This is a genomic window from Bosea sp. AS-1, from assembly GCF_002220095.1.
Classification (GTDB): Bacteria; Pseudomonadota; Alphaproteobacteria; order Rhizobiales; family Beijerinckiaceae; genus Allobosea.
This window is the reverse complement of the sequence record NZ_CP022372.1, coordinates 1,996,143-2,018,510: the sequence shown is the minus strand read 5'-3', so window position 1 is coordinate 2,018,510 and position 22,368 is coordinate 1,996,143. Positions and strand designations below refer to the sequence as shown.

At 66.0% G+C, this 22,368-nt stretch carries 25 protein-coding genes; 6 read left to right on the top strand and 19 right to left on the bottom strand.

Annotated elements, in window-relative coordinates:
- Positions 1-47: 47 nt before the first annotated feature.
- From CE453_RS11270 to CE453_RS11230, 9 genes are all read right to left on the bottom strand, one after another.
- Positions 48-2,150 (bottom strand): M3 family metallopeptidase, encoded by a 2,103-nt coding sequence (locus CE453_RS11270; protein ID WP_089174673.1) that lies wholly within the window; start codon positions 2,148-2,150, stop codon positions 48-50.
- A gap of 28 nt (positions 2,151-2,178) precedes the next feature.
- Positions 2,179-2,889, bottom strand: coding sequence for a hypothetical protein (locus CE453_RS11265; protein WP_089174672.1), 711 nt, complete (start codon positions 2,887-2,889; stop codon positions 2,179-2,181).
- An 8-nt stretch (positions 2,890-2,897) separates the two neighbouring features.
- A complete protein-coding gene (locus CE453_RS11260) occupies positions 2,898-3,791 on the bottom strand; it encodes a PhzF family phenazine biosynthesis protein (RefSeq protein WP_089174671.1) in 894 nt (297 codons plus the stop codon).
- Between the two features lie 15 nt (positions 3,792-3,806).
- Positions 3,807-4,922 (bottom strand): endonuclease/exonuclease/phosphatase family protein, encoded by a 1,116-nt coding sequence (locus CE453_RS11255; protein WP_089174670.1) that lies wholly within the window; start codon positions 4,920-4,922, stop codon positions 3,807-3,809.
- Between the two features lie 10 nt (positions 4,923-4,932).
- Complete coding sequence (pdxY, locus tag CE453_RS11250; protein WP_089174669.1) at positions 4,933-5,781, bottom strand: pyridoxal kinase PdxY; 849 nt, start codon at positions 5,779-5,781, stop codon at positions 4,933-4,935.
- A 97-nt stretch (positions 5,782-5,878) separates the two neighbouring features.
- Positions 5,879-6,958 (bottom strand): sensor histidine kinase, encoded by a 1,080-nt coding sequence (locus tag CE453_RS11245; RefSeq protein WP_248308033.1) that lies wholly within the window; start codon positions 6,956-6,958, stop codon positions 5,879-5,881.
- Between the two features lie 96 nt (positions 6,959-7,054).
- Positions 7,055-8,086 carry an ABC transporter substrate-binding protein gene (locus CE453_RS11240; RefSeq protein ID WP_089174668.1) on the bottom strand — a complete coding sequence of 344 codons (1,032 nt, stop codon included), beginning with the start codon at positions 8,084-8,086 and terminating at the stop codon, positions 7,055-7,057.
- 85 nt (positions 8,087-8,171) lie between these two features.
- A complete protein-coding gene (locus tag CE453_RS11235) occupies positions 8,172-8,963 on the bottom strand; it encodes an ABC transporter permease (protein WP_089174667.1) in 792 nt (263 codons plus the stop codon).
- Positions 8,960-9,838 (bottom strand): ABC transporter ATP-binding protein, encoded by an 879-nt coding sequence (locus CE453_RS11230; RefSeq protein WP_089174666.1) that lies wholly within the window; start codon positions 9,836-9,838, stop codon positions 8,960-8,962. Before CE453_RS11230 ends, CE453_RS11235 begins: the two co-directional genes overlap by 4 nt.
- A gap of 194 nt (positions 9,839-10,032) precedes the next feature.
- On the opposite strand from CE453_RS11230, the gene CE453_RS11225 reads away from it, so the two are divergent.
- Positions 10,033-10,557, top strand: a complete 525-nt coding sequence (locus tag CE453_RS11225; protein ID WP_198302318.1) for a DedA family protein — start codon at positions 10,033-10,035, stop codon at positions 10,555-10,557.
- A 211-nt stretch (positions 10,558-10,768) separates the two neighbouring features.
- Positions 10,769-11,119: a ComEA family DNA-binding protein gene (locus CE453_RS11220; protein WP_089174665.1), complete on the top strand. Its 351-nt coding sequence runs from the start codon at positions 10,769-10,771 to the stop codon at positions 11,117-11,119.
- Between the two features lie 214 nt (positions 11,120-11,333).
- On the opposite strand, the gene CE453_RS11215 is transcribed toward CE453_RS11220, so the two are convergent.
- The 3 genes from CE453_RS11215 to CE453_RS11205 form a co-directional block, all read right to left on the bottom strand.
- Entirely contained in the window at positions 11,334-11,564 is a 231-nt protein-coding gene (locus CE453_RS11215; RefSeq protein ID WP_089174664.1) for a hypothetical protein, read from the bottom strand.
- Positions 11,565-11,775: 211 nt separating this feature from the next.
- Positions 11,776-12,795 (bottom strand): ketol-acid reductoisomerase, encoded by a 1,020-nt coding sequence (gene ilvC, locus CE453_RS11210; protein WP_089174663.1) that lies wholly within the window; start codon positions 12,793-12,795, stop codon positions 11,776-11,778.
- Positions 12,796-12,809: 14 nt separating this feature from the next.
- Positions 12,810-13,472: a TetR/AcrR family transcriptional regulator C-terminal domain-containing protein gene (locus CE453_RS11205; protein WP_089174662.1), complete on the bottom strand. Its 663-nt coding sequence runs from the start codon at positions 13,470-13,472 to the stop codon at positions 12,810-12,812.
- 139 nt (positions 13,473-13,611) lie between these two features.
- On the opposite strand from CE453_RS11205, the gene CE453_RS11200 reads away from it, so the two are divergent.
- Positions 13,612-14,157, top strand: coding sequence for a DUF924 family protein (locus tag CE453_RS11200; RefSeq protein ID WP_089174661.1), 546 nt, complete (start codon positions 13,612-13,614; stop codon positions 14,155-14,157).
- On the opposite strand, the gene CE453_RS11195 is transcribed toward CE453_RS11200, so the two are convergent.
- The 5 genes from CE453_RS11195 to CE453_RS11175 form a co-directional block, all read right to left on the bottom strand.
- Positions 14,154-14,381 carry a hypothetical protein gene (locus CE453_RS11195; protein WP_089174660.1) on the bottom strand — a complete coding sequence of 76 codons (228 nt, stop codon included), beginning with the start codon at positions 14,379-14,381 and terminating at the stop codon, positions 14,154-14,156. The genes CE453_RS11200 and CE453_RS11195 overlap by 4 nt on opposite strands.
- Positions 14,382-14,383: 2 nt before the next feature.
- Positions 14,384-14,926 carry an acetolactate synthase small subunit gene (ilvN, locus tag CE453_RS11190; protein WP_089174659.1) on the bottom strand — a complete coding sequence of 181 codons (543 nt, stop codon included), beginning with the start codon at positions 14,924-14,926 and terminating at the stop codon, positions 14,384-14,386.
- 44 nt (positions 14,927-14,970) lie between these two features.
- On the bottom strand, positions 14,971-15,660 hold the full coding sequence (locus CE453_RS11185) for a glutathione S-transferase family protein (protein ID WP_089174658.1): 690 nt from the start codon (positions 15,658-15,660) through the stop codon (positions 14,971-14,973).
- Complete coding sequence (locus tag CE453_RS11180) at positions 15,657-16,367, bottom strand: aspartate/glutamate racemase family protein (RefSeq protein WP_089174657.1); 711 nt, start codon at positions 16,365-16,367, stop codon at positions 15,657-15,659. The genes CE453_RS11185 and CE453_RS11180 overlap by 4 nt, the downstream gene beginning before the upstream one ends.
- A gap of 141 nt (positions 16,368-16,508) precedes the next feature.
- Positions 16,509-18,272 (bottom strand): acetolactate synthase 3 large subunit, encoded by a 1,764-nt coding sequence (locus CE453_RS11175; RefSeq protein WP_089174656.1) that lies wholly within the window; start codon positions 18,270-18,272, stop codon positions 16,509-16,511.
- 161 nt (positions 18,273-18,433) lie between these two features.
- Between CE453_RS11175 and CE453_RS28535 the strand changes: the two genes are divergently transcribed.
- Both CE453_RS28535 and CE453_RS11170 read left to right on the top strand, forming a co-directional pair.
- Positions 18,434-18,580, top strand: a complete 147-nt coding sequence (locus CE453_RS28535) for a hypothetical protein (protein WP_157732990.1) — start codon at positions 18,434-18,436, stop codon at positions 18,578-18,580.
- Positions 18,581-18,710: 130 nt separating this feature from the next.
- Entirely contained in the window at positions 18,711-20,174 is a 1,464-nt protein-coding gene (locus CE453_RS11170) for a GGDEF domain-containing protein (protein WP_089174655.1), read from the top strand.
- Between the two features lies 1 nt (position 20,175).
- Here the strand turns inward: CE453_RS11170 and miaA are convergent, their stop codons facing one another.
- Positions 20,176-21,117, bottom strand: a complete 942-nt coding sequence (gene miaA / locus CE453_RS11165; protein WP_089174654.1) for a tRNA (adenosine(37)-N6)-dimethylallyltransferase MiaA — start codon at positions 21,115-21,117, stop codon at positions 20,176-20,178.
- On the opposite strand from miaA, the gene serB reads away from it, so the two are divergent.
- Positions 21,116-22,003 carry a phosphoserine phosphatase SerB gene (serB, locus tag CE453_RS11160; protein WP_089174653.1) on the top strand — a complete coding sequence of 296 codons (888 nt, stop codon included), beginning with the start codon at positions 21,116-21,118 and terminating at the stop codon, positions 22,001-22,003. The genes miaA and serB overlap by 2 nt on opposite strands.
- On the opposite strand, the gene CE453_RS11155 is transcribed toward serB, so the two are convergent.
- Entirely contained in the window at positions 22,004-22,345 is a 342-nt protein-coding gene (locus CE453_RS11155; RefSeq protein ID WP_089174652.1) for a DHCW motif cupin fold protein, read from the bottom strand. It lies immediately after the preceding gene.
- Positions 22,346-22,368: the final 23 nt, after the last annotated feature.

Below are 22,368 nucleotides of genomic sequence, written 5' to 3'. Positions count from 1 at the left end.
TGCGGTTCTCAGGCCGAAGCGCGGCTTCGCCCGGGAAGGGCGTGCTCCTACGCCGCCAGCCCCCGCTTCTCCAGCAGCGCATCCGGCGTCGGCAGCCTGCCGCGGAAGAGCGTATAGGCCTCGGCCGCATCGCGCGTGTCGCCAGCCGAATAGATGTAGCGCTTCAGCTTCTCGGCCACGGCGGCTGAGAACACGTCGCCCGTCTCGGTGAAGGCGTTGAAGGCGTCGGCATCCATCACCTCCGACCAGAGATAGCTGTAATAGCCGGCCGAATAACCGTCGCCCGAGAAGACGTGAGTGAAGTGTGGCGTGCGGTGGCGCATGGTGATCTCGGCCGGCATGCCGATGCGCTTGAGTTCCGCCGCCTCGAAGGCCAAGGGATCGACGTCCGCCGGCGCCTCCAGCGAATGAAAAGCGAGGTCGACCAGCGCCGAGGAGGTATATTCCACCGTGGCAAAGCCTTGGTTGAAGGTCTGCGCTTTCTCGATCTTCTCGATCAGCGCCTCGGGGATCGGCTCTCCCGTTTCGGCGTGCAGGCAGTATTGCCGCATCACCTCGCGCGTCAGGAACCAGTGCTCGTAGAGCTGCGAGGGCAGCTCGACGAAGTCGCGCGCCACAGAGGTTCCGGCGAGCGAGCCATAGGTCACGTCCGAGAGCAGCCCGTGCAGCGCATGGCCGAATTCGTGGAAGAGCGTGCGTGCATCGTCGAGCGAGAGCAACGCCGGCTTGCCCTCGGCGGGCTTCGCGAAGTTGCAGACATTGACGATGATCGGCCGGGTCTCGCCATCGAGCTTCCGTTGGCCGCGGAAGGCGCTCATCCAGGCGCCGGAGCGCTTCGAGGCACGGGCGAAGTAGTCGCCGAGGAACAGGCCGATATGGCGCCCGGTCGCGACCTCCGTCACCTCGAAGATGCGGACATCGGGATGATAGCCCGCAAGCTCCGGCCGCTCTGCGAAGGACAGTCCGAACAGCTTGCCGGCCACGTCGAAGGCTGCCTGCCGCACACGGTCGAGCTGGAGATAGGGCTTCAGCACGGCCTCATCGAATGCATAGGTCTTCTGCCGAACCTTCTCGGCGTAGTGGCGCCAGTCCCAGGGGTGGATCGGGCCGTTCTCGCCCTCGTCCTGCGCCAGCGCGGCAAGATCGGCCGCTTCACGCGCGGCGCGCGCCTTGGCCGGCTTCCAGACCAGCTCCAGCAGATCGCGCACATGCTCCGGCGTCTTGGCCATGGCGTCGTCGAGTTTGAAATGCGCGAAGGTCGGGTAGCCGAGCAGCTTCGCCTTCTCGGCCCGAAGCTTCACCATCTCGGCGACGATGGCGCGGTTGTCGCTCTCGCCTCCGTTCTCGCCGCGCTTGCTCCAGGCGATGAAGGCTTCCTCGCGCAGGTCGCGGCGTGTCGAGAAGGTCAGGAAGGGTTCGATGATCGAGCGCGACAACGTCACCGCATGCTGGCCGGGCTTGCCGCGATCGGCGGCGGCACGCGCCATCGCTGCCTTCAAGAACTCCGGCAAGCCGGCAAGCCCCGCCTCGTCGTCGATGAACAGTGCGTAGGAGGATTCGTCCTTCAGCACGTTCTGGCTGAATTGCGTGCCGAGCGCCGCCAGTCGCTCGTTGATCGCGGCGAGGCGCTTCTTGTCCTCGGGAGCGAGCTTGGCGCCCGAGCGGACGAAGCCCTTGTAGGTCCGCTCCAGCAGCCGCGCCTGCTCCGGAGCGAGGCCGAGCGGATCGCGCTTGGCATAGACGGCATCGACCTGTGCGAAGAGCCCTTCGTCCATCATGATCGCGGACCAGTGCCGCGAGGTGATCGGCGACATCTCGCGCTCGATCGCCTGCAGCGCCTCGTTCGTATCGGCGCCCGTCAGGTTGTAGAACACGCCGCCGACGCGGGAGAGCGCCCGCCCTGCCCGCTCCAGCGCCTCGATCGTGTTGGCGAAGCCGGGCTCCGCCGGATCGGCCACGATCGCCGCGATCTCGTCCTTGTGCTTCGCCAGCGCCGCATCGAAGGCAGCCCGGATATGCTCCGGCTTGATCGCTGCAAAGGGGGGCAGGCGGAACGGTGTCTGCCAGCGCGTGGCGAAGGGGTTCTCGGCCGGCAGCGCAAGAGCCTCGGGATAGCTGGCTTCGGGATGGGCGGTCTCGGCAGAACTCATCGGATTGCTTTCGCGAGGCGGGCGGGAATCAGTCGCCCTCGAAGATATGTGCGAGGTAGCGCCGCATGAAGGGCGGCATGTCGTGCTTTTCGGTCTCGGCAAGATTGCGCACGATGACGATGTCGGAGAGTTCCTCCTCGTCGAGCGTCTTCATCCGCTCCAGCATCAGGGCCCGTGCCTCTTCCGCCGGCAGATCGATATCGACCTCGCGCATGAAGGCGATCCGCCCCACATCGATCACCGCCGTCCAGCCATCGCCCAGCGCAAGCTCCCCGATCTGCAACCCGGTCTCCTCGCCCAGCTCGCGAGTGACGCTGCCGGCGAGATCGAGCGTGCCATCGGGGCGGGCATCGTCGCGGTCGGGTGTGCCGGCTGCAAAGTAGACCTTGCCGGCATTGGCAGTGTGATCGCCCATTTTTCCGCAAAGAAACGCTCCGTCGCTCGCCCTGAGCGCCGCCATGGCAAAGCCGTTGCGGATGACGGGACCCGGATAGCCGGCGTCCCGCCAAGCCAGGAACGCGGCGTAGTCGGTCTCGAAATAGCCGGCCTCGAAGACACCATCGCGGATCGCAGCGCGGTGCTGCAGCATCACCCGCCCGTTGAACATCGCCGGCTTGCCGGCGCTGATCGTCGCCCAATGCGAGGCGATGGCAGCGGCGTTCTCGCGAGCATAGGCCCATTCATAGGGCTCGACACGTGCCTCGACCCGTTCGAGCCGGACGATGCTGCCGTTCTCCACCGCCCCGCTCACAACAGCACGCCCTCGCTCACTACCACGGCTGACCCGCCGATGCGCGCCGAGACCAGCGCCCCATTGCGGACGCTCATCTCCAGCGCGATCTGCGAAGGCCGGCCCATCTCGTAGCCCTGCTCGATGACGAAGCGATGGTCTCCGTCCTCCGGCTTCTCATAGGCCATGACCGCGCCGGCGAAAGCGGCCGCGGCCGAGCCCGTTGCAGGATCTTCGACCAGTCCGAGATTGGGCGCGAACATGCGGGCATGGAAATGGTGGCCCGTCTCGCTCGTTTCGCGGCTGTAGACGAAGGCCGCTCCGCCCTGCATCGCATCGTCCCAGCGGCCGAGATCCGGCCTGGCCCTGGCCACCGCTTCGCGCGTCCCGAGGGGAACGCAGGTATAGGGCACGCCGGCCGTGAACACTCCCGGCAGATGGGAGCCGTAGCCGATATCGTCGCTATCGACGCCGAGCGCCGCCGCGAGGATTTCCGCGGCAGCCACCTCCCCGGACCGCTCCGGCAGGCGCGGCAGCGTGAAGACGGCATGGCCGGCATGGCTGCCCGTGACCTCGACGGCGCAGGAGACCGCGCCGATCTTTTCTTCCAGCACCAGCATCTCGGCAGGCGTGCCGGCGGCATGGTCGGTGAGCGCGAGCCAGACCGCCGTTCCGACGGTCGGATGCCCCGCGAAAGGCAGCTCGCTGCCCGGCGTGAAGATGCGGACCGAGGCCCGGTGGCCGGGATGCTCCGGCGCCGAGACGAAGACCGTCTCCGACAGGTTGAACTCGCGTGCAATGGCCTGCATCGCCTCGGTGTCGAGCCCTTCCGACTGGAGCACGACCGCCAGCGGGTTGCCGGCATGGCGGCGCGTGGTGAACACGTCGAGCGTGACATAGCGGCGTTTCATCGGAACATCCTTGGGTCACCCTGCCGGGATTTCGAGATCGACGGTGAGCGGGCAGTGGTCGGAAGCCTTGGGCCGATCCCAGCCGACACGCGGATAGCGATCGTTGCAGGTCGCCAGGCGCGCCATCGAGCGGTCCGGATCGCGCGGATCGAGCGGCACGCGATAAGGCAGGCCGCGCCGGATCATCTGCATGGCCGGCTTCGGGTTGGCCGCCGCCAGTGCCGGCGACAGCAGGATGCGGTCGAGCGGCATATGGCTGTCGACCAGCTTCTCCTGAGCTTCCGACCAGTAGCGCCGGAAATGCGTCCAGCGCTCGTGTGCCGGCAGCGTCTCCATCGGATCGGCCGCGAATCCGTCCAGCAGCGGCTCGATGCCGCTGGCGCCCTCGTCGACCAGCTCAGCTCGCGGGCCGAGGCCGTAGCGATAGCCGTTGAGGTCCCCCAGCACGATCCAGTTCACCTCGCGCCAGCCCCCGCCGAAGCGCTGCTGGATCAGCCATTTCACCGCCCGCGCCTCGGCTCGACGCACCGGGAGCGTCATCTGCCGCCCGTCCTCGCGCCCGTTGTTCATCGACTTGAAATGGCAGCCGAACAGGCTGAGCCGTCGCCCGCCGAGCGTCAGCTCCACCTCGAGGCAGTCGCGCGCGAAGACCTTGCCGTGCGGCCCGATGCCGAGCATGGCGAGCTCGCGGTCGTGGACGCCTGCCTCGGCAAAGGTCAGGTCCTTGTGCGAGCGCACCGTGACCTGCCCCTGCCCAAGGAGATCGCGCCGCGCCGCGAAGCCGATATCGATGTTGCGGCGGTCGTTGCCGTCCATCAGCGTGAAATGGCCGTAGCGATGGTCGGCGATACGGTGGACGTAGTTGGCGAAGAAGGCCTGCAGGCTGGCGAGCGAGTCGACCTCCTGCAGCATCCACAGATCGGCCTGCGCCTCGGCGATCGCGAGCGCCGTCATCTGGCGCTTGTCGTCCTCCAGCGCGACCGCCAGCGAGCGCTCCACCGCGTCACGTTCGTCGGCGCGCGGGAAATGGAACAGCGACATCGCTGCGGCCGTCTCGGTGCGCCCACCCGGCTCGAAGCGATGCCGCGTCAGCAGGTTCTCGACGTTGAAGGTGCCGACGCGCAGCCTCATCGCAATGCGCTCAGATCGCTTCCGGCGCGAAGACCTGCGAGGGCGTCACGAATTCATCCTGTGCCGCGACCGTCAGGATCTCGCGCGAACCAACCTCCTTGGTGCGCTTCAGCAGGCCATAAATCGAGGAAGCCGCCTTGCTGAGGGCCGAAGCGGCCGAACGGTCCCGCAGGTAATGAGTGAAGAACAGCGCCGCGATGGCATCGCCCGCGCCGTTGACGCCGACATCGAGCTTCGGCGTCCGGACGCGCCAGCTACCCTCGTCGTCCGCCGCCACCAGATCGATCGCGTCGGCCGGCGTCTCCTCGGTCACGAGGGAGGTCACCATCATCACCTTCGGCCCGGCATCGCGCAGCGCCTCGATCGCACGATGAGCATCGGCGATGGTCTTGATCTCGATGTCGGTCAGTAGTTCAAGCTCGAACTGGTTCGGCGTGACGATGTCGGCGGCAGGCACCGCCTGCTCGCGCATGAACTCCGGAATACCTGGCCTCACGAAGATCCCGCGCCCGACATCACCGATCACCGGATCGCAGCAATACAGCGCCTTGGGATTGGCCGCCCGCACCTGCTCCACCGCGGAGAGGATGGCATGGCCGATATCGGCCGAGCCCATATAACCAGAGATCACGCCATCGCATTGCGAGAGCACGCCGCGCTCGGCAATGCCCTCCATCACCTCGTCGATCATGCCGCCGTCGAAGACGCGTCCCTTCCAGCTGCCGTAGCCGGTGTGATTCGAGAACTGCACCGTATGGATCGGCCAGACATCGACACCGAGCCGCTGCATCGGAAAGGTCGCGGAGGCGTTGCCCACATGGCCATAGGCGACATGGGACTGGATCGAGAGGATGTTCATGAGCTGGAATAGGCCCCGGATTTCACGGCAGGGAGCGCGACCCTAACCAGTCTGAGGCCGAGCGCCAATCGAAAGCGGTGAAATCACCGATCGCGGCTCACTCGCGCGGCGCGATGTTCGCCATGGTGGAGACGAGCCGGTAGCGCAGGCCTTCGGGCCGGTAATCCAGCTCGACCTCGCCCTGAAACTTCTGCGCCATCACCCGCTCGACCAGCCGCGAACCGAACCCCTGGCGGCGCGGTTTCACGACGACTGGCCCGCCACTCTCGGTCCATTCGAGATGGAAGGGGTCCTCGCTCAGCGGGCGACCGACCTGCCAGCGGATGACGGCTTCGCCCGTCTCAACAGAAAGTGCCCCGTATTTCACCGCATTGGTAGCGAGTTCGTTGATGGCGAGTGCGAGCGTCATCGCTTGGTCCGCGGCAAGCTGCAGAGGGGGCCCTTCGACGCGGATCGTGCCGATCCCGGACCGATGTGGTGCCAGCGCCCCCTCGACGACGCTGCGGATCGGCGCGCTGCTCCAGCTCGACCGGGTCAGGATCGAATGCGCCTCGCCCAGCGTCGCGATACGCTCGCTCAGGGTCGCCTGCGCTTCCTCCAGCGTTTCGGCGGAGCGGAAGGTCTGGCTGGCGATGGCGGCGATCATCGCCATCGTGTTCTTCATCCGGTGTGCCAGTTCGGCGTTGAGCAGGCGGGCATTGCGCACCGCCAGCATCTTGCCGGTCGTCTCCATCACCGTATCCATCATGCCGAGGACACGGCCGCTCTCGTCGCGGATCGGGCTGTAGCAGAAGGTGAACCAGACCTCTTCCGGATGTTCGTAACGATTGATCGTCAGCGGGAAGTCTTCGATGAAGGTCGCCTCGCCGCGCAGAGCCTTCGCCACCATCGGGCCGATCTCGTCCCAGACCTCTTCCCAGACGATGCTGAACGGCTGGCCGAGCGCCGGCGGCTTGTTGCCGAGCAGGGGCCGGAAGGCGTCGTTGTGGATCGTGATCAGATCCGCCCCCCAGACGATGCATTTGGGGAAATGCGAATTGACCATCATGCCGACAGCCGTCTTCAGCGAGACGGGCCACTCCCCGATCGGCCCGAGAGCGGTCGACGCCCAGTCATAATCGCGGATGGCGGCAGCCATGTCGCCGCCGCCATCCAGAAACGCCAGTTCTTCAGGCAAATCTCACGTCTCCCCCCGCGATTCGCCGCAGCCTTGCATCGAATGTCGAAAGGGCGCGATGCCAAAAGACATTGACAGCAAGATTTGTCCGGGAGCTCAGGCTCCCGAAGCCGCCTTCTTGGCGAAACTGTCGATGAAGGTCTTCGACAGGTCGACATTGGAGTTGGTCAGCTCCGGGTCGAGCAGCTTCAGCGAGTCGTACATGCTCTTCATCGCGTCCGGCGTGGCGATGCCGGTGCGCGAGTAGCTCTCCTGCGAGTTCTTCACCGCGCGGACATAGAGCGGCCGGTCGCCGAGCAGGTATTCCTGCGGCACCAGATCGGCGACCTCCTCGGGCTTGGCCGTCTCGAGCCACTTCAGCGCCTTCATGAAGGCATTGACCAGCTTCTGCGTGGTGACCGGGTTCTTCTCGGCGAAATCGTTCTTGAGATAGAGCACCGCCGCCGGGTTGGAGCCGCCGAACAGGGCCTTGGTGCCGGCCTCGGTGCGGGTGTCGATCAGCGTGACGATGTCGCCGTCGGCTTCGAGCTTCGAGGTCACGGGGTCGAGATGCGAGATCACGTCGACCTGCTTCTGCTTGATCGCGGCCACGGCGCTCGCGCCGGCACCGATGCCGATGAAGGCCGCGTCGTTCGGCTTCAGCCCGGCCTTGACCATGGCGTATTGCGCGGTGAGCGCGGTGGAGGAACCGGGCGCGGTCACGCCGATCTTCAGCCCCTTGAAGTCGGCAGCCGACTTCACCTTGTCGGCGAGGTCCTTGCGCACCGCGATGGTGATGGCGGGGAAGCGGCCGAGCTCGATCACGGCGCGGATGTCCTGCCCCTTCGCCTGCATGCGGATGGTGTGCTCATAGGCACCGGTCACGACATCGACCGAGCCGCCGACGAGCGCCTGCAGCGACTTGGCGCCGCCGCCGAAATCGTTGATCTCGACGTCGAGCCCCTGATCCTTGAAGTAGCCCTTCTTCTCCGCGACGGTGAGCGGGAGATAGTAGAGCAGCGGCTTGCCGCCGACGCCGAGCGTGAGCTTCGGCTTCTCGGCCGCCTGCGCGAGGACCGTGGCCGGCGACAGCCCAACGGCGGTGGAAGCGGCGAGCGCGGCGAGCGCATCGCGGCGGGTCAGTTTCATGGCGTAACCTCCGGTTGGGAAAGGCGCTTCTGACAGGCGCTTGAGCGTGACGATAGGCGAGATGAGCCGAAGGCGGCAACTCGCCTTACGTCGTGGTCGTCGCGCTCTGCGCGGGACGCCAGACAAGCAATCGGCGCTCGACCAGCGTCACCAGCGCATCGATCGCGATGACGAAGATGGTGAGGATCACCATGCCGGCGAAGACGCCCGTGACGTCGAAGACGCTTTCGGCTTCGTGGATCTTGTAACCGAGCCCCGCGGAGGAGCCGAGATATTCGCCCACCACCGCACCGACCAGCGCGAAGCCGACCGAGGTATGCAGCGAGGAGAACATCCAGGTCAGCGCGGAAGGCCAATACACATGCTTGAAGAGCTGGCGCTCGTTCATCCCCAGCATGCGCGCATTGGCGAGAATGGTCGGCGAGACCTCGCGGACGCCCTGATAGACGTTGAAGAACACGATGAAGAAGACGAGCGTGAAGCCGAGCGCCACCTTCGACCAGATGCCGAGCCCGAACCAGAGCGCGAAGATCGGCGCCAGCACCACGCGCGGCAGCGCGTTCGCGGCCTTGATGTAAGGGTCGAACACCGCCGAAAGCAGCGCATTCCGCGCGAAGGCGAAGCCGAACAGGATGCCGGCCGCAGAGCCGATGACGAAGGCCAGAACCGTCTCCGTCAGCGTGATGCCGAGGTGCCAGTAGATCTCGGCGCTCGTCAGCTCCTTGAAGGTGCGCGCCAGCACCGCGCCTGGCGTGGAGAAGAAGAACTGGCTCGTCTTGATGTCGCCGAACAGGCTGGTGGTGGTCATCACATGCCAGACGGCCAGGAAGACGATCATCACCAGGATCTGGAGCGAAAGGAGTTTCAGCCGCTTCACGACGCGTCTCCCCCGACGAGCTCGCGCCCCTCGCCCATCGCATAAGCTTTCTGCACCTCGACGCGCAGCGACGACCAGATGTCGCGGTGGATCTCGTGGAAGGCCTTCTCCAGCCTGATATCGGCGATGTCGCGCGGACGCGGCAACGCGACCTTATAGTCGGCCACGATCCCCGCCGCAGGTCCCGCCGACATCACCACGACGCGGTCGGACAGCGCGATCGCCTCCTCCAGATCGTGCGTCACGAACATCAGCGCCTTGCGGTCGCGCGACCAGAGATCGAGCAGGAGATTGCCCATGATCTGCCGCGTCTGCGCGTCGAGCGGCCCGAAGGGCTCGTCCATCAGGATGATCTCGGGATTGCGGATCAGCATCTGCGCCAGGCTGACACGCTTGCGCTGGCCGCCCGAGAGCATGTGCGGATAGCGGTCGACGAAGGCGCTCAAGCCTACGCGTGCAAGCCATTCGCGCGCGCGCTCCGTAGCTTCACGGTCGGGCACGCCCATCGGCTCCAGCGCGACCTTGACGTTGTCGAGCGCCGTCTTCCACGGCATCAGCGCATCCTGCTGAAAAAGGTAACCCGCCCGCCGGTTCAGCCCGGCCAAAGGCTTGCCGAAGATCCCGACCTTGCCGGCCGAGGGAGACAAGAGCCCCGCCGCAGCGTTGAGCAGCGTGGATTTGCCGCAGCCCGTCGGCCCGACGATCGAGACGAATTCGCCGGGCGAGACCTCGAGCTCGATGCCCTTGACGGCCTGGTAGCGGCCGCCGTTGGCGAGATGGAAGGTGATGTCGACACCGCCGAGCGACACCGCCGTCTTCTCCGGCGAGCTTGCCACAGCCTCGGCGCCCGCCTGCGGGCGATCCTGCAACTCCATGAAATCCGTTTCCCCAGGCACCCGTCCCGAGCGATGCCATCTGTTTGTTTTGCGTCGGAGGCAAATTTAATAGGCGATCGTTCCGGGAAGGCAACGCCGCGCGGCAAAGGTTCCTCCACGCTTGCCTCATGCCTTGGTCGCAGGCCATATGCCAGGGCCGATATCCCTTGCACCCCGGAGCCCAAGCGAACGCCATGGCCGCCCTCGAACAAGCCATGCAGACGCTCGTCGAGTTCATGCGGGTCAACCAGGAATGGGCCATCCCGATCGTCTTCCTGGTCGCCTTCTGCGAATGCGTCGCGATCCTGTCCTGGCTCGTGCCGGCCACGGTGTTCTTCACGACCTTCGGAGCAGTCGCCGGCGCCTCCGGCCTCAACCTCGTGCCGCTGGCGCTGGCGGCCTCCCTGGGCGCGGGCAGCGGCTTCCTGGTGTCGTACTGGGCCGGGCTCTTCCTCGGCCCGCGCGTCCACGACTACTGGCCCTTCAGCAAGAATCCGGAATTGCTGGACCGTGGTCATGCCTTCTTCGAGAAATGGGGCCTCGCCAGCATCCTGATCGGCCACTTCTTCGGGCCGCTGCGGGCCGTGATCGCGATCGTCGCCGGCCTCGTCGCCATGCCTGCCTGGCAGTTCCATCTCGCCAACTGGCTCGCCTCCTTCGCCTGGGGCTTCGGCCTGCTCTACGGGGTCGGTCGGATCAGCGAATTCCTCGCGCGCTGACAGCCTCCCGAACCTGACAGTGGAATGAACGCGCCGTTCCGCGGCCGTTCAATTCGGAAAGCGCCAATTCGTGGCGTCGCATCGCGGCGCGCCAGCAGAGGCGAGCCCGGCGTGGCACGCTGAACGGCCCCGTGCCGGCAGCGTCGTCCGGCGGAGGGACCCGGCCCCCGGCGGATGCGACGATCCGGGCCGACCCAGCGAGGTCTTTGCCATGACGATGTCTCGTTTCCTGATCCCCCTCGTCGCGCTTGCGGCCATGGGCGGGCAGGCCTTCGCCCAGACCGCCAGCCAGCCGGCGCCCGCGATCAAGCCGATCGCTCCCGTCACCGCGCCGGCCGCCAAGCCCGCCGCCCAGCCTTCGGCGGCCCAGGCCAAGAAGATCAACATCAATACGGCGACCGCCGCTGAACTCGACACGCTGAAGGGCATCGGCGAGGCCCGTGCCAAGAAGATCATCGAGGAACGCGGCAAGGCGAAGTTCAAGGATTTCGCCGATCTGGTGAAACGCGGCACCCTGCCTGCGAATGTCGAGGCCGAGATCAAGGACAAGATCACCTTCTGATCCGGCCCCTCGATCGACGAAAAAGCCTCCGGCGCCAGGCGTCGGAGGCTTCACAATCTGGGCGGGGCCTTCAGGCGAGACCGAGGATCACCGCCAGCATCATCGCCAGCGACAGCGCCATCACCACGCGGATGACCACCGGCATGTCCAGAATTCGCAAATGTTCCATTGCTGCCTCCCCTTCAACGGGCAAACACGAACGGCTTCGCAAAACTCAGTAGGCAAACATCTCCACGCCGACCCACGCGATCATCGCCAGGATCAGCCCGCCGATCAGGACCATCAGCACGGGGCGGCCCAAAAAGCCTTGCCGCGCTTCGATCGGCGTCTCGACGGCCGGGTCGGCATCGCTGTGGTCGGGAGCGCGCAGCGGCGGGATGGGGTCGCCTCCACGGGCCTTGTCCAGATCCTCGACCGGGACCCTGGGCTTGGTGTCGACCATCATGATCGTCTCCCTTTCAGGCTCCGGGCCGCCTCGCGGCGGCCTCCGTCCTCAACGCAACGCCGGGCGTGGCATCGGGTTCCTGGAACAGCCTGAAAAGACAAAAGCGGCGCCTCGCGACGCCGCTTTGCAGATACCGAAAGATATTCAAGATCAAATGCTTGCAGGATAAAGCGGATTCCACCCCGCAAGCACTTGAATCAAGCTGAGAAGCTCAGTTCTTCGACTTGTCGACCAGAGCCTTGGCCTTGATCCACGGCATCATGTCGCGCAGCTTGGCACCGACTTCCTCGATCGGATGAGCGGCCATGCGGGCGCGGGTCGCCTTGAACGAGGTCTGGTTGACCTTGTTCTCGAGCATCCAATCGCGGGTGAACTTGCCCGACTGGATGTCGTTGAGGACGCGCTTCATCTCAGCCTTGGTCTCGGGCGTGATGATGCGCGGGCCGGTGACGTACTCGCCGTACTCGGCGGTGTTCGAGATCGAGTAGTTCATGTTGGCGATGCCGCCCTCATAGATGAGGTCCACGATCAGCTTCACCTCGTGGAGGCACTCGAAATAGGCCATCTCGGGGGCGTAGCCGGCCTCGGTCAGCGTCTCGTAGCCGGCCTTGATCAGCTCGACCAGGCCGCCGCAGAGCACGACCTGCTCGCCGAAGAGGTCTGTCTCGCACTCTTCCTTGAAGGTGGTCTCGATGATGCCGGCGCGGCCGCCGCCATTGGCCGAGGCGTAGGAGAGGCCGAGGTCGTGGGCGTTGCCGGTCGCATCCTGGTGGATCGCGATCAGGGTCGGCACGCCACCGCCGCGCTCGTACTCGGAACGGACGGTGTGGCCAGGGCCCTTCGGAGCGACCATCAACACGTCGAGGTCCTTGCGCGGCTCGATCAGGTTGAAGTGAACATTGAGGCCGTGCGCGAAGAGCAGCGCCGCGCCTTCCTTCATATTGGCGGCGAGTTCGTCGCGATAGATGTCGGCCTGCAGCTCGTCCGGCGTCAGCATCATGATGACGTCGGCCCACTTGGCGCCCTCGGCCGGGGTGAACACCTTGAAGCCGGCGCCTTCGGCCTTCTTGCGGGTGGCGGAGCCTTCCTTGAGCGCGATCGCCACGTCCTTGACGCCCGAATCGCGCAGGTTGAGCGCATGGGCATGGCCCTGCGAGCCGTAGCCGACGATGAGGACCTTCTTGCCCTTGATCAGATTGATGTCGGCATCACGATCGTAATAGACGCGCATGGGTGTCTCCTTTGTCACGCGTTGTTCTTCCGGCCCGGATCATTTTTTGCCGTACCGTAGAGGGTGAGGAACTGGTCGGTGGCGCGCTCCGCATCGCGCGCGATCTCGGACTTGCCCAGCGTCAGCGGGTCGCCGAGCAGCAGACGGATCTGGATATCGCGGCCGACCAGGCCGAAAAAGGTGCGGAAGGCCGTCTCGGTGTCGTCGAAAGCGAGGAGCCCGGCCTCGCGGCCCGCCTCGAGCACCGGCATCATACGCTTGCCGATGGCGAAGCGGCCATTGGCCAGCACGATCGAGCCGAGATTGCCGTCGCGCGCCGCCGCCTGGCTGACGCCGACGCGGTTGAGCGCGATCGAGGTCGGTGAGGAAATCACCTCGAGCCAGTTGGTGGCGAAGCGCTTCAGGCTTTCGCGAAGGGTACCGGCATCGAGCTTCTGGCGGTCGAAATTGCCCGCCCTCACCTTCGAGGCCTGCCACTGCACCGTCGCGGTCAACAGGCCGTCGCGGTCACCGAACCATTTGTAGAGGGTTTCCTTGGAGCAGCTCGCCCGCCTCGCCACCGCGGTCATGGTGAGCCCGCTGCCCTTCTCGACCATCAGGCTCAGCACGGCGTCGAGCACGGCCTGCTGGCGCGCTGTCAGCGCCTCGCCTTGCGTCTCTGCCTGGGCCTCGGTCATGGGCGGAACCAATCAGTACCGTACGTTACGGTTCAGGCTCTAGCGCAGGCGCCAGACCCTCGCAAGTCTTATTCGGGGCTGGCGGTGCGTCATGGAAGAATTATCTCCGGGACACTGTCCTCGACGAACGGAGCCTGCCATGCCCCTGCCCAGCCCTGCCGACATCGTTGCCTTCTGGCGCAAGGCCGGCCCGGAGAAATGGTTCGCCAAGGACGCGGCCTTCGACGCCGAAATCCGGCAGCGTTTCCTGCCTGCCTACGAAGCGGCGGCGGCGGGCCGGCTGGACGACTGGCAGGAGACTGCCGAAGGCGCCTATGCCCTTCTCATTCTGCTCGACCAGTTCCCTCGCAACCTGTTTCGCGGCAGCCCGCAGGCTTTCGCCACCGATGCCAAGGCGCTCGCGATTGCACGGCATGCTGTCGCGACGGGCTTCGACAAATCATACGAGCCGCCGGAGCAGCGCTTCCTCTACATGCCGTTCATGCATTCGGAGGCGCTTCACGATCAGGAACATTGCATCGCGCTCTGCGCAGCGGCGGATGATGCCGACGGCGTGAAATACGCCGAGATCCATCGCGACATCATCCGCGATTTCGGCCGCTTCCCCCATCGCAATGCAGTGCTCGGCCGCAAGACGACCGCGGCCGAACAGGCTTTCCTCGACGATGGCGGCTTCGCCGGTTAGCCCAGCCCTGCCTGCTGGCTCGCCATACGCTGCAGGAAGATCGCCGCGACGGTCAGGACGAAGCCGACCCACCACAGCGGCGAACGCAGGCTCTTGCCACTGCCGAGCGGCTCGGCCTGCGCCCGACCGGTCAGGCGCAGGATCACCGGCCCGGCAAGGCAGGCAAACCCCGCAATGCCGAGCCCGAGCGCGATCAGGCTGAGCGTTTCGGGCGTCAGGGTCATGCTCACATCGAATCCGGGCCGCGGCTCATCGCCGCGATACCGGTGCGCGAGACTTCCGTGAGGCCCACTGCCGTCATCGTCTTGATGAAGCGCTCGATCTCCTCGGTCGCGCCGGTCAGCTCGAAGACGAAGGAGGTCAGCGAGGCATCAAGCACGCGCGCGCCGAATGCAGAGGCCAGCCGCATCGCCTCGACGCGATGTTCACCCTTGCCGACGACCTTGACCAGCGCGAGCTCGCGCTCGATCGCCTCGCCCTGCTCGGTCAGGTCGACGACGCGGTGCACCGGCACCAGCCGGTCGAGATGCGCCTTGATCTGATCGATGACGTTGGCCGTGCCGGAGGTCACCACGGTGATGCGCGAGAGATGCTTCTCATGCTCGGTCTCGGAGACGGTGAGGCTCTCGATATTGTAGCCACGGCCCGAGAACAGCCCGGCGATGCGGGCAAGAACGCCTGGTTCGTTGTCGACGATCACCGCCAGGGTGTGGCGCGCGACCGGCTGCGACTTGGGAGCATTCGGATAATGGGTGGCGGGCTTCGACATGGGAGACCTGTAGGCGGTTGGAACGGAGACTATGCGAAAGGGGCTCAGGGCTGGCGGAGATCGACGACGGCAGGTTCGTCCACCTCGTCCTGGGCTACGATCCAGGGTTCGGTGAACGCCGCCGCAAGCCATTCGCGAAAGGCGGGCAGGCCGAGCACCGCCTGCATGTAGTCCCGCGAAGCGGGATCGACCGCGATACCGTAGGTATCGAGGCGGGTGACGATCGGCGCATACATCGCATCGGCCGCCGAGAAAGCACCATAGAGGAAAGGCCCTCCCTTCTTCTGGCCGAAGCGCTCGCGCGCCTGCCGCCAGAGGTCGGTGATCCGCGCGACATCGCGGGCGACGCCCGGTCCACGGTCGCGCATCCCGAAGCGCCTGCCGAGATTCATCGGGCAAGCGCCGCGCAGCGCGGTGAACCCTGCATGCATCTCGCTGGAAATCGCGCGGGCATGAGCGCGAGCCGCCGCGTCGCTCGGCCAGATACCGGCGTCGGGGCGCTTCTCATGCAGATACTCCACGATCGCCAGCGTCTCCCAAACCGCGACGTCGCCGTCGACCAGGGTCGGCACCGTGCCGCCGCTGCCTGGCGCCGCTGCGAAGATCGCCTCCTTGAAGCCGGGCTCGTCGAGCAAGACGAGCTGCTCCGTGAAGGCGATGTCCTTGGCACGCATCAGCAGCCAGGCCCGCAGCGACCAGGACGAATAGCACTTGTTTCCGATCAGGAGCTTCATGCGGCGACGCTCTCCACTTCGGCGGCATAGTCAAGCGCGGCGGCGACATGCAGCGCCGTGGTGTCGAAGGTCGGCACCGCAAAGTCATCCTGCGAGACCAGGAGCCCGATCTCTGTGCAGCCGAGGATCACGCCATCGGCCCGCTCCTCCCGCACCGCCCGCGCAACGATGGCGCGGTAACGCTCGCGCGAGGACGCTTCGATGCGGCCTCGGCACAATTCCTCGTAGATGATGCGATGCACATCATCGCGTTCCGCCGCCGCCGGAACCAGCGCCTCGACACCGAAGGCCTTCAGCCGGTCGCGATAGAAGGCTTGCTCCATGGTGAAGCGCGTCGCCAGCAGCAGCGGGCGCCGCGACGATGTCGCCCGGATCGCGCGCGCCGTCACATCGGCGAGATGCAGGAAGGGCAGCTTGGTCGCGGCCATGATCTGGTCCGCCACCTTGTGCATGGTGTTGGTACAGAGCACGAGGCAGGAGGCGCCGGCATGTTCCAGTCTGCGTGCACTTTCCGCCAACGCAGCGCCGGCCGCGGCCCAGTCGCCTTTCGCCTGCATCTCGGCGATCGGCGCGAAATCCACCGAATGCAGCAGGATGTCGGCCGAGTGCAGCCCGCCCGAGCGCGCCCGCACGCCTTCATTCAGGAGGCGGTAATAGACCGCAGTCGACTCCCAGCTCATCCCGCCGATCAGACCGATAGTGGCCATGGTGTCCTAGCCTATTTCTTAGAGTCATCCCGGGCGCAGCGAAGTTGAGACCCGGGATCCACGCCTGAACCGTTCCGGCATGGACCCCGGATCAGCGCCGCTTCCGCGGCTTGTCCGGGATGACGGCTACAGGATTCGACCTCAGACGAGCTGCTTGCCCTTGGCGTCGATGATCTCGCCGGTATCGCCTTCGAAATCGGGCAGGATCATCTCGTTATGCGCCTTGCCCGACGGGATCATCGGGAAGCAGTTCTCCTCCTTGGCGACGAGGCAGTCGAAGATCACCGGGCCGGGCGTCTCGATCATCTCCATGATCGCGGCGTCGAGCTTGGCCGGGTCGTCGCAGCGGATGCCGTGGCCGCCATAGGCTTCGGCGAGCTTCACGAAGTCGGGCAGCGACTGCGAATAACTCTCCGAGTAGCGCCCGCCATGCAGCAGCTCCTGCCACTGGCGCACCATGCCCATGTACTCGTTGTTGAGGATGAAGATTTTGATCGGCAGCCGGTACTGCACCGCCGTCGACATCTCCTGCATGTTCATCAGGATCGAGGCCTCGCCGGCGACGTCGATGACGAGCGCGTTGGGATGCTTCATCTGCACGCCGATCGCGGCGGGAAGACCGTAGCCCATCGTGCCCAGGCCGCCCGACGTCATCCAGCGGTTCGGCTCCTGGAAATGCAGGTACTGCGCCGCCCACATCTGGTGCTGCCCGACCTCGGTCGTGATGTAGGTGTCGCGATCCTTGGTCAGCGCATAGAGCCGCTCCAGCGCATATTGCGGCTTGATGATCGTATCGGACGACTTGTAGGCGAGGCTCTTGCGGCCGCGCCAGCCATCGATCTGCGTCCACCAGGCGGCGAGCGCCGTCTTGTCGATCTGCGGGCTGGTCTCGCGCCAGACGCGGACCATGTCCTCGAGCACATGGGCGCAGTCGCCGACGATGCCGATATCGACCTTGACCGTCTTGTTGATGGAGGACGGGTCGATGTCGATATGGATCTTCTTCGAGCGCGGCGAGAAGCCGTCGATACGGCCGGTGATGCGGTCGTCGAAGCGCGCACCGATCGCGATCATCACGTCGCAATCATGCATGGCCAGATTGGACTCGTAGGTACCGTGCATGCCGAGCATGCCCAGCCACTGCTTGTCCGCCGCCGGAAAGGCGCCGAGCCCCATCAGGGTCGAGGTGACGGGATAGCCCGTCAGCCGCGCCAGCTCGCGCAGCAGCGCCGAAGCATGCGGGCCGGAATTGATGACGCCGCCGCCGGTATAGAAGATCGGCTTCTTGGCGCTGGCGATCAGCTCGACCGCAGCCTTGATCTTGTCCATGTCGCCCTTGACCACCGGCCGGTAGGTCTTGTGCTGGTTGTCGCGCGGTCGGCTATAGGCGCCGGTCGCGAACTGGATGTCCTTCGGGATGTCGATGACGACGGGGCCCGGACGACCGTTGGCGGCGACATAGAAGGCCTCGTGCAGGATGCGCGGCAGGTCCTTGATGCTCTTCACCAGGTAGTTGTGCTTGGTGCAGGAGCGGGTGATGCCGACCGTATCGCATTCCTGGAAGGCGTCGGAGCCGATCAGATGCGTCGGAACCTGGCCGGTGATGACGACGAGCGGGATCGAGTCGAGCAGCGCGTCGGTCAAGCCGGTGACGGCGTTGGTCGCGCCGGGGCCGGAGGTGACGAGCACGCAGCCGACCTTGCCGGCGCCGGAGCGGGCATAGCCCTCGGCGGCATGGACCGCGCCCTGCTCGTGGCGAACAAGCACGTGCTTGACCTTGTCCTGCTGGAAGATCGCGTCATAGATCGGAAGCACGGCACCACCGGGATACCCGAACAGGTGCTCGACACCCTGGTCCTGAAGCGCGCGGACGACCATCTCGGCTCCGGTCATCATCTCGCTCATAACGCTCTCCTGCGGCTTGTCTTCGGTCTTGCGAAGAATTTGGATCTGACTGGGAAAACGGGCAATAAAAAAGGCCCTCGGAGGGGCCTGGGCGTGCGCTGGCGTCGGGGACGCCCGGTCTTTAAACCGGCCCCTACCAGCGCACCTGTACGAGAATAAGCTTGCGCATCGCGCTCATGATCCTTGGCGAAAGTTGCCGGACGCTAACGGAGGGCGCGCGACTGGTCAAGCGCTTTAGCATCGTCGCGAAAAGTGGAGGCCGCCTTTCAGGCAAATCCATTGCGATGACCGGTATGGAGATCGACTGATCGGCGGCTCCGCGATCCGCCGGCATTGGCAACCGAATGGTTGACGCGAAAGGCGAAAAACTGCTCCCGCTGCGGAACGTTTTCTCAATCCGTTGCCCCTAGCGTGCCGCCCGCTCGAACCGGGACGGCGATGTACCACGAAGTCCACTCCGAAAACATTGCAGCCCGTGCCCACGCGCCCAGGATCGCGGAGCTGCTGAACCGGTTCGCGGCCCACAGCCGCAAGGGCCAGCCCGTCAGCTATGAAGCCTTCGTCGCCGATGTCATGCCCGTCTACGGCGACGAGCTGATCATTCTCGAGCCGACCACAGACGGCGATTATCGCTGGACCCATTACGGCCGCGAGATCGTGCGCTATGTCGGCGGCACGCGGCTCGGCGAAAGGCTCTCGGCGATGCAGCCGCAGGTCGCGGCCTTCACTCGAGCCTGTGCCGAGCGCGCTTTTGCCGAGGACCGGCCATTCTATACCGTCCACCGCGCCAAGCCGACCATGCGCGTGGCGATCTGGGAGCGCCTCCTGCTCCCGACCATTGCGCGCGACGGTCGCAACATGCTCATCGCCTTCAGCCGGCCGTTGCAGTTTCGCGAGGATCTGCTCAACGCGGTGCTCGAAAGCTCCCCGAGCGGCATCGTCGCGCTGCGCACCCTGCGCAATAACGACGGCAGCATCGACGGAACGATCATCGTCGCCACGAACCAGCGGGCCGCGGAACTGGCGAGGCGGCCCGACGCCTGCCTGCTCGATTGCGACGCCCGGGAGGCCCTGCCCTTCCTGACGGATACGACGATCTGGAAACGCTGCTTGGCGGTCTTGGGGGGCCAGCGGAGCGACAGCTTCGAAGCCTCCTTCAACCAGGAGGGGCGCACCAGCTGGCTGCGGCTCGCGATCGCACCGCTCGGCGACGGCCTGTTGCTGACCATCACCGACATCACCGACCTCACCGTCGCAAACCAGACCCTGCAGCTGCGTGCCGCGACGCTCGCGCTCGAGATCGGCCGCGAGCGTGCCACCCGTCGTGCCCTGTCCGAGGAGATCGGCCATCGCGAGGAGCGCGAGAAGGAATTGCGCCGCCTCGCCGAGACCGATCCGCTGACCGCGCTGCTCAACCGCCGCTCCTTCACCGAGCGGGCACATGCGGCCATCGCCGCGAGCGCGCGCGAGGATACCGACATCTCGGTGATCATCGTCGATCTGGACCATTTCAAGCAGGTCAACGACACCTATGGCCATCCGGCCGGCGACGCCGTGATCCGCGCCTTCGCCGATGTCCTGCTCGGGCTGTCGCAGGGCGAGCCCCATCTCGTCGCCCGTGTCGGCGGCGAGGAATTCGCCATCCTGCTGCGCGGCGCCGGCACCGCCGAAGCCATGGTGAGAACCGCCAAGATCCAGGAGGCCCTGGCGAGCCGCGCCTTGCCCGTTTCCGAGACGTTCGAGCTGAGGATCACCGCCAGCTATGGCATCGCGACCCGGCAGCCCGCCGAACCGCTCGCCGATCTGTTTGCGCGGGCGGATCAGGCGCTCTATCGCGCCAAGAGCGAAGGCCGGAACCGCATCGGCATCGCCGCTGTGGATGCGGTCGCCGACGCGGCCTGATCTAGCCTTCCAGTTCGCGCAACGCCGTCTCCAGCGCAGCTTCCGGCGCCGCCGACTGCCAGCCCGTCATCTGGTGCCGGAACCAGGTGACCTGCCGCTTGGCATAGGCCCGCGTATCGGCCTGGCCGCGCCGGATCGCCTCCTCCAGCGAGATCGCGCCGTCGAGATGCGCCATCAGGCCCGGCACGCCATGAGCCCGCATGATCGGCAGCAGCGGATCGAGCTTCCGCTCCCGTAGCCGGACGACCTCATCCAGGGCCCCCTCCGCCATCATCGTTTCGAAGCGATGGTCGATCCTCGCCCGCACCGCTTCCCGGTCCGGGCTGACGAAGAGGCGCAGCAGCGGCAGGCCGTCGAGCGGCCCGGGCTCGCGCTCGCCCTGGAAGCTCGCCAGCGAGCGCCCCGTCGCCAGATGGACCTCGATCGCGCGCATGATCCGCATGCGATCGGACGGCCGCAGCCGTTCCCCCATCACTGGATCGAGGCCGGCGAGCTCGGCGTGCAGCGCCTCGGTCGCGACATCCTCGGCCCGGGCCCGGAAGGCCGAGCGGACAGCCTCCGGCACGGGCGGCATGGCGGAAAACCCCTCGGTGACGGCCTTGAAGTAGAGCCCCGTGCCGCCGGTCAGGACCGGCAGCTTGCCCTGCTCCCAAAGCTCTGGCAGCAGCGCGGCGACATCCGCCGCATAGCGCATCGCCGAATAGTTCACCGCACCGTCGACATGGCCGTAGAGCCGGTGTGGCGCCATCGCCTCCTCGACCACGCTCGGCCGGGCGGAGAGGATGCGCAGGTCGCTATAGACCTGCATGGAATCCGCGTTGACGACGACGCCGTCGAAACGTCGCGCGATTTCGATCGCAAGCGCGGACTTGCCGCTGGCGGTCGGACCTGCGATGAGCACCGCCCTGATCGTCTTTCCCGCCTGCTGCACCGGTCCTCCCATGCTCGTCGCGACTCTCGTTTCCGCCCATGGCCAGGCGCTCGTCGATGAGGCCCTGCTGGCGCGCCTCGCCTGCGCGGTGCCCGGCACCAGCCGCACGGCCGCGCTCCACGGTGCCATCGCCGCCGATCTCTTCGCGGATGGAACCGACGCGCGCAAGCTCGAAGCCGATATCCGCATCGCGCTGGACGGCGCTCCCGTCGACGTCATCGTCCAGCCAGAGGCCGGACGCCGCAAGGCGCTGTTCCTCGCCGATATGGATTCGACCATGATCGGCCAGGAATGCATCGACGAGCTCGCCGCCTATGTCGGCTTGAAGGACCTCGTCGCGGCCATCACCGAGCGAGCCATGCGCGGCGAGATCGCCTTCGAGCCGGCGCTGCGCGAGCGCGTCGCTCTCCTGAAGGGCGTGCCGCTTTCGGTCGTCGACGAGATCATTCGCGAGCGTATCACCTTGACGCCCGGCGGTTATGAGCTGGTCCATACGATGCGAGCCAATGGCGCCTATACCGCGCTGGTCTCGGGCGGCTTCACGGTCTTCACCGGGCCGATCAGCGCAACCATCGGCTTCGACGAGCACCGTTCCAACGTGCTACTGGCGCGGGACGGTATCCTGATCGGTGAGGTCGCCGATCCGATCCTTGGCAAACAGGCGAAACTCGATTCGCTGATCGAGCTGCGCGGCCGCTTCGGCCTGTTAGCGACGCAGACGCTCGCCATCGGTGACGGCGCCAACGATCTCGCGATGCTGGGCGAGGCCGGCCTCGGCGTTGCCTTCCGCGCCAAGCCTGCGGTTGCCGCGGCCGCCGACGCCCGGCTCGAATACGCCGATCTCACCGCCCTGCTCTATGCCCAGGGTTATACCGGCGGCGAGATCGTGCGGAGCTGATCAGTCGACGATGAAGAGCTTCGCGCCCGTCTTGGTCGCGGAGCGATGCGCCTCGGCCCCGTCGGCGACCTGATAGCTCATTCCGGCCTTGAGCGGCATGACGCGGCCATCCTCCAGCGTCGTCTCCATCTCGCCTTCCAGGCACAGGATAATGTGCCCCTTCGAGCACCAGTGGTCGGCGACGTAGCCCGGCGAATATTCCACCATCCGCACCCGGATGCGGTTCCCTTCGGGCCCGAAATACTGCACGCGCCAGGTCGCCTCCCCGACATCGCCGGCGTGACGCTCGGCCGGAACGCTCGACCAGTCGGTCGTGACGAAGGGGATGTCGCTGATCTTCATGCTGCACTCCGGCCGAAGCCATA

Coding starts and splice junctions, on each gene's coding strand:
- CE453_RS11270 (WP_089174673.1), bottom strand. CDS start 2,150: ATGAGTTCTGCCGAGACCGCCCATCCCGAAGCCAGCTATCCCGAGGCT.
- CE453_RS11260 (WP_089174671.1), bottom strand. CDS start 3,791: ATGAAACGCCGCTATGTCACGCTCGACGTGTTCACCACGCGCCGCCAT.
- CE453_RS11255 (WP_089174670.1), bottom strand. CDS start 4,922: ATGAGGCTGCGCGTCGGCACCTTCAACGTCGAGAACCTGCTGACGCGG.
- pdxY (WP_089174669.1), bottom strand. CDS start 5,781: ATGAACATCCTCTCGATCCAGTCCCATGTCGCCTATGGCCATGTGGGC.
- CE453_RS11240 (WP_089174668.1), bottom strand. CDS start 8,086: ATGAAACTGACCCGCCGCGATGCGCTCGCCGCGCTCGCCGCTTCCACC.
- CE453_RS11230 (WP_089174666.1), bottom strand. CDS start 9,838: ATGGAGTTGCAGGATCGCCCGCAGGCGGGCGCCGAGGCTGTGGCAAGC.
- CE453_RS11225 (WP_198302318.1), top strand. CDS start 10,033: ATGGCCGCCCTCGAACAAGCCATGCAGACGCTCGTCGAGTTCATGCGG.
- CE453_RS11220 (WP_089174665.1), top strand. CDS start 10,769: ATGACGATGTCTCGTTTCCTGATCCCCCTCGTCGCGCTTGCGGCCATG.
- CE453_RS11215 (WP_089174664.1), bottom strand. CDS start 11,564: ATGATGGTCGACACCAAGCCCAGGGTCCCGGTCGAGGATCTGGACAAG.
- ilvC (WP_089174663.1), bottom strand. CDS start 12,795: ATGCGCGTCTATTACGATCGTGATGCCGACATCAATCTGATCAAGGGC.
- CE453_RS11205 (WP_089174662.1), bottom strand. CDS start 13,472: ATGACCGAGGCCCAGGCAGAGACGCAAGGCGAGGCGCTGACAGCGCGC.
- CE453_RS11200 (WP_089174661.1), top strand. CDS start 13,612: ATGCCCCTGCCCAGCCCTGCCGACATCGTTGCCTTCTGGCGCAAGGCC.
- CE453_RS11195 (WP_089174660.1), bottom strand. CDS start 14,381: ATGACCCTGACGCCCGAAACGCTCAGCCTGATCGCGCTCGGGCTCGGC.
- ilvN (WP_089174659.1), bottom strand. CDS start 14,926: ATGTCGAAGCCCGCCACCCATTATCCGAATGCTCCCAAGTCGCAGCCG.
- CE453_RS11185 (WP_089174658.1), bottom strand. CDS start 15,660: ATGAAGCTCCTGATCGGAAACAAGTGCTATTCGTCCTGGTCGCTGCGG.
- CE453_RS11180 (WP_089174657.1), bottom strand. CDS start 16,367: ATGGCCACTATCGGTCTGATCGGCGGGATGAGCTGGGAGTCGACTGCG.
- CE453_RS11175 (WP_089174656.1), bottom strand. CDS start 18,272: ATGAGCGAGATGATGACCGGAGCCGAGATGGTCGTCCGCGCGCTTCAG.
- CE453_RS11170 (WP_089174655.1), top strand. CDS start 18,711: ATGTACCACGAAGTCCACTCCGAAAACATTGCAGCCCGTGCCCACGCG.
- serB (WP_089174653.1), top strand. CDS start 21,116: ATGCTCGTCGCGACTCTCGTTTCCGCCCATGGCCAGGCGCTCGTCGAT.
- miaA (WP_089174654.1), bottom strand. CDS start 21,117: ATGGGAGGACCGGTGCAGCAGGCGGGAAAGACGATCAGGGCGGTGCTC.
- CE453_RS11155 (WP_089174652.1), bottom strand. CDS start 22,345: ATGAAGATCAGCGACATCCCCTTCGTCACGACCGACTGGTCGAGCGTT.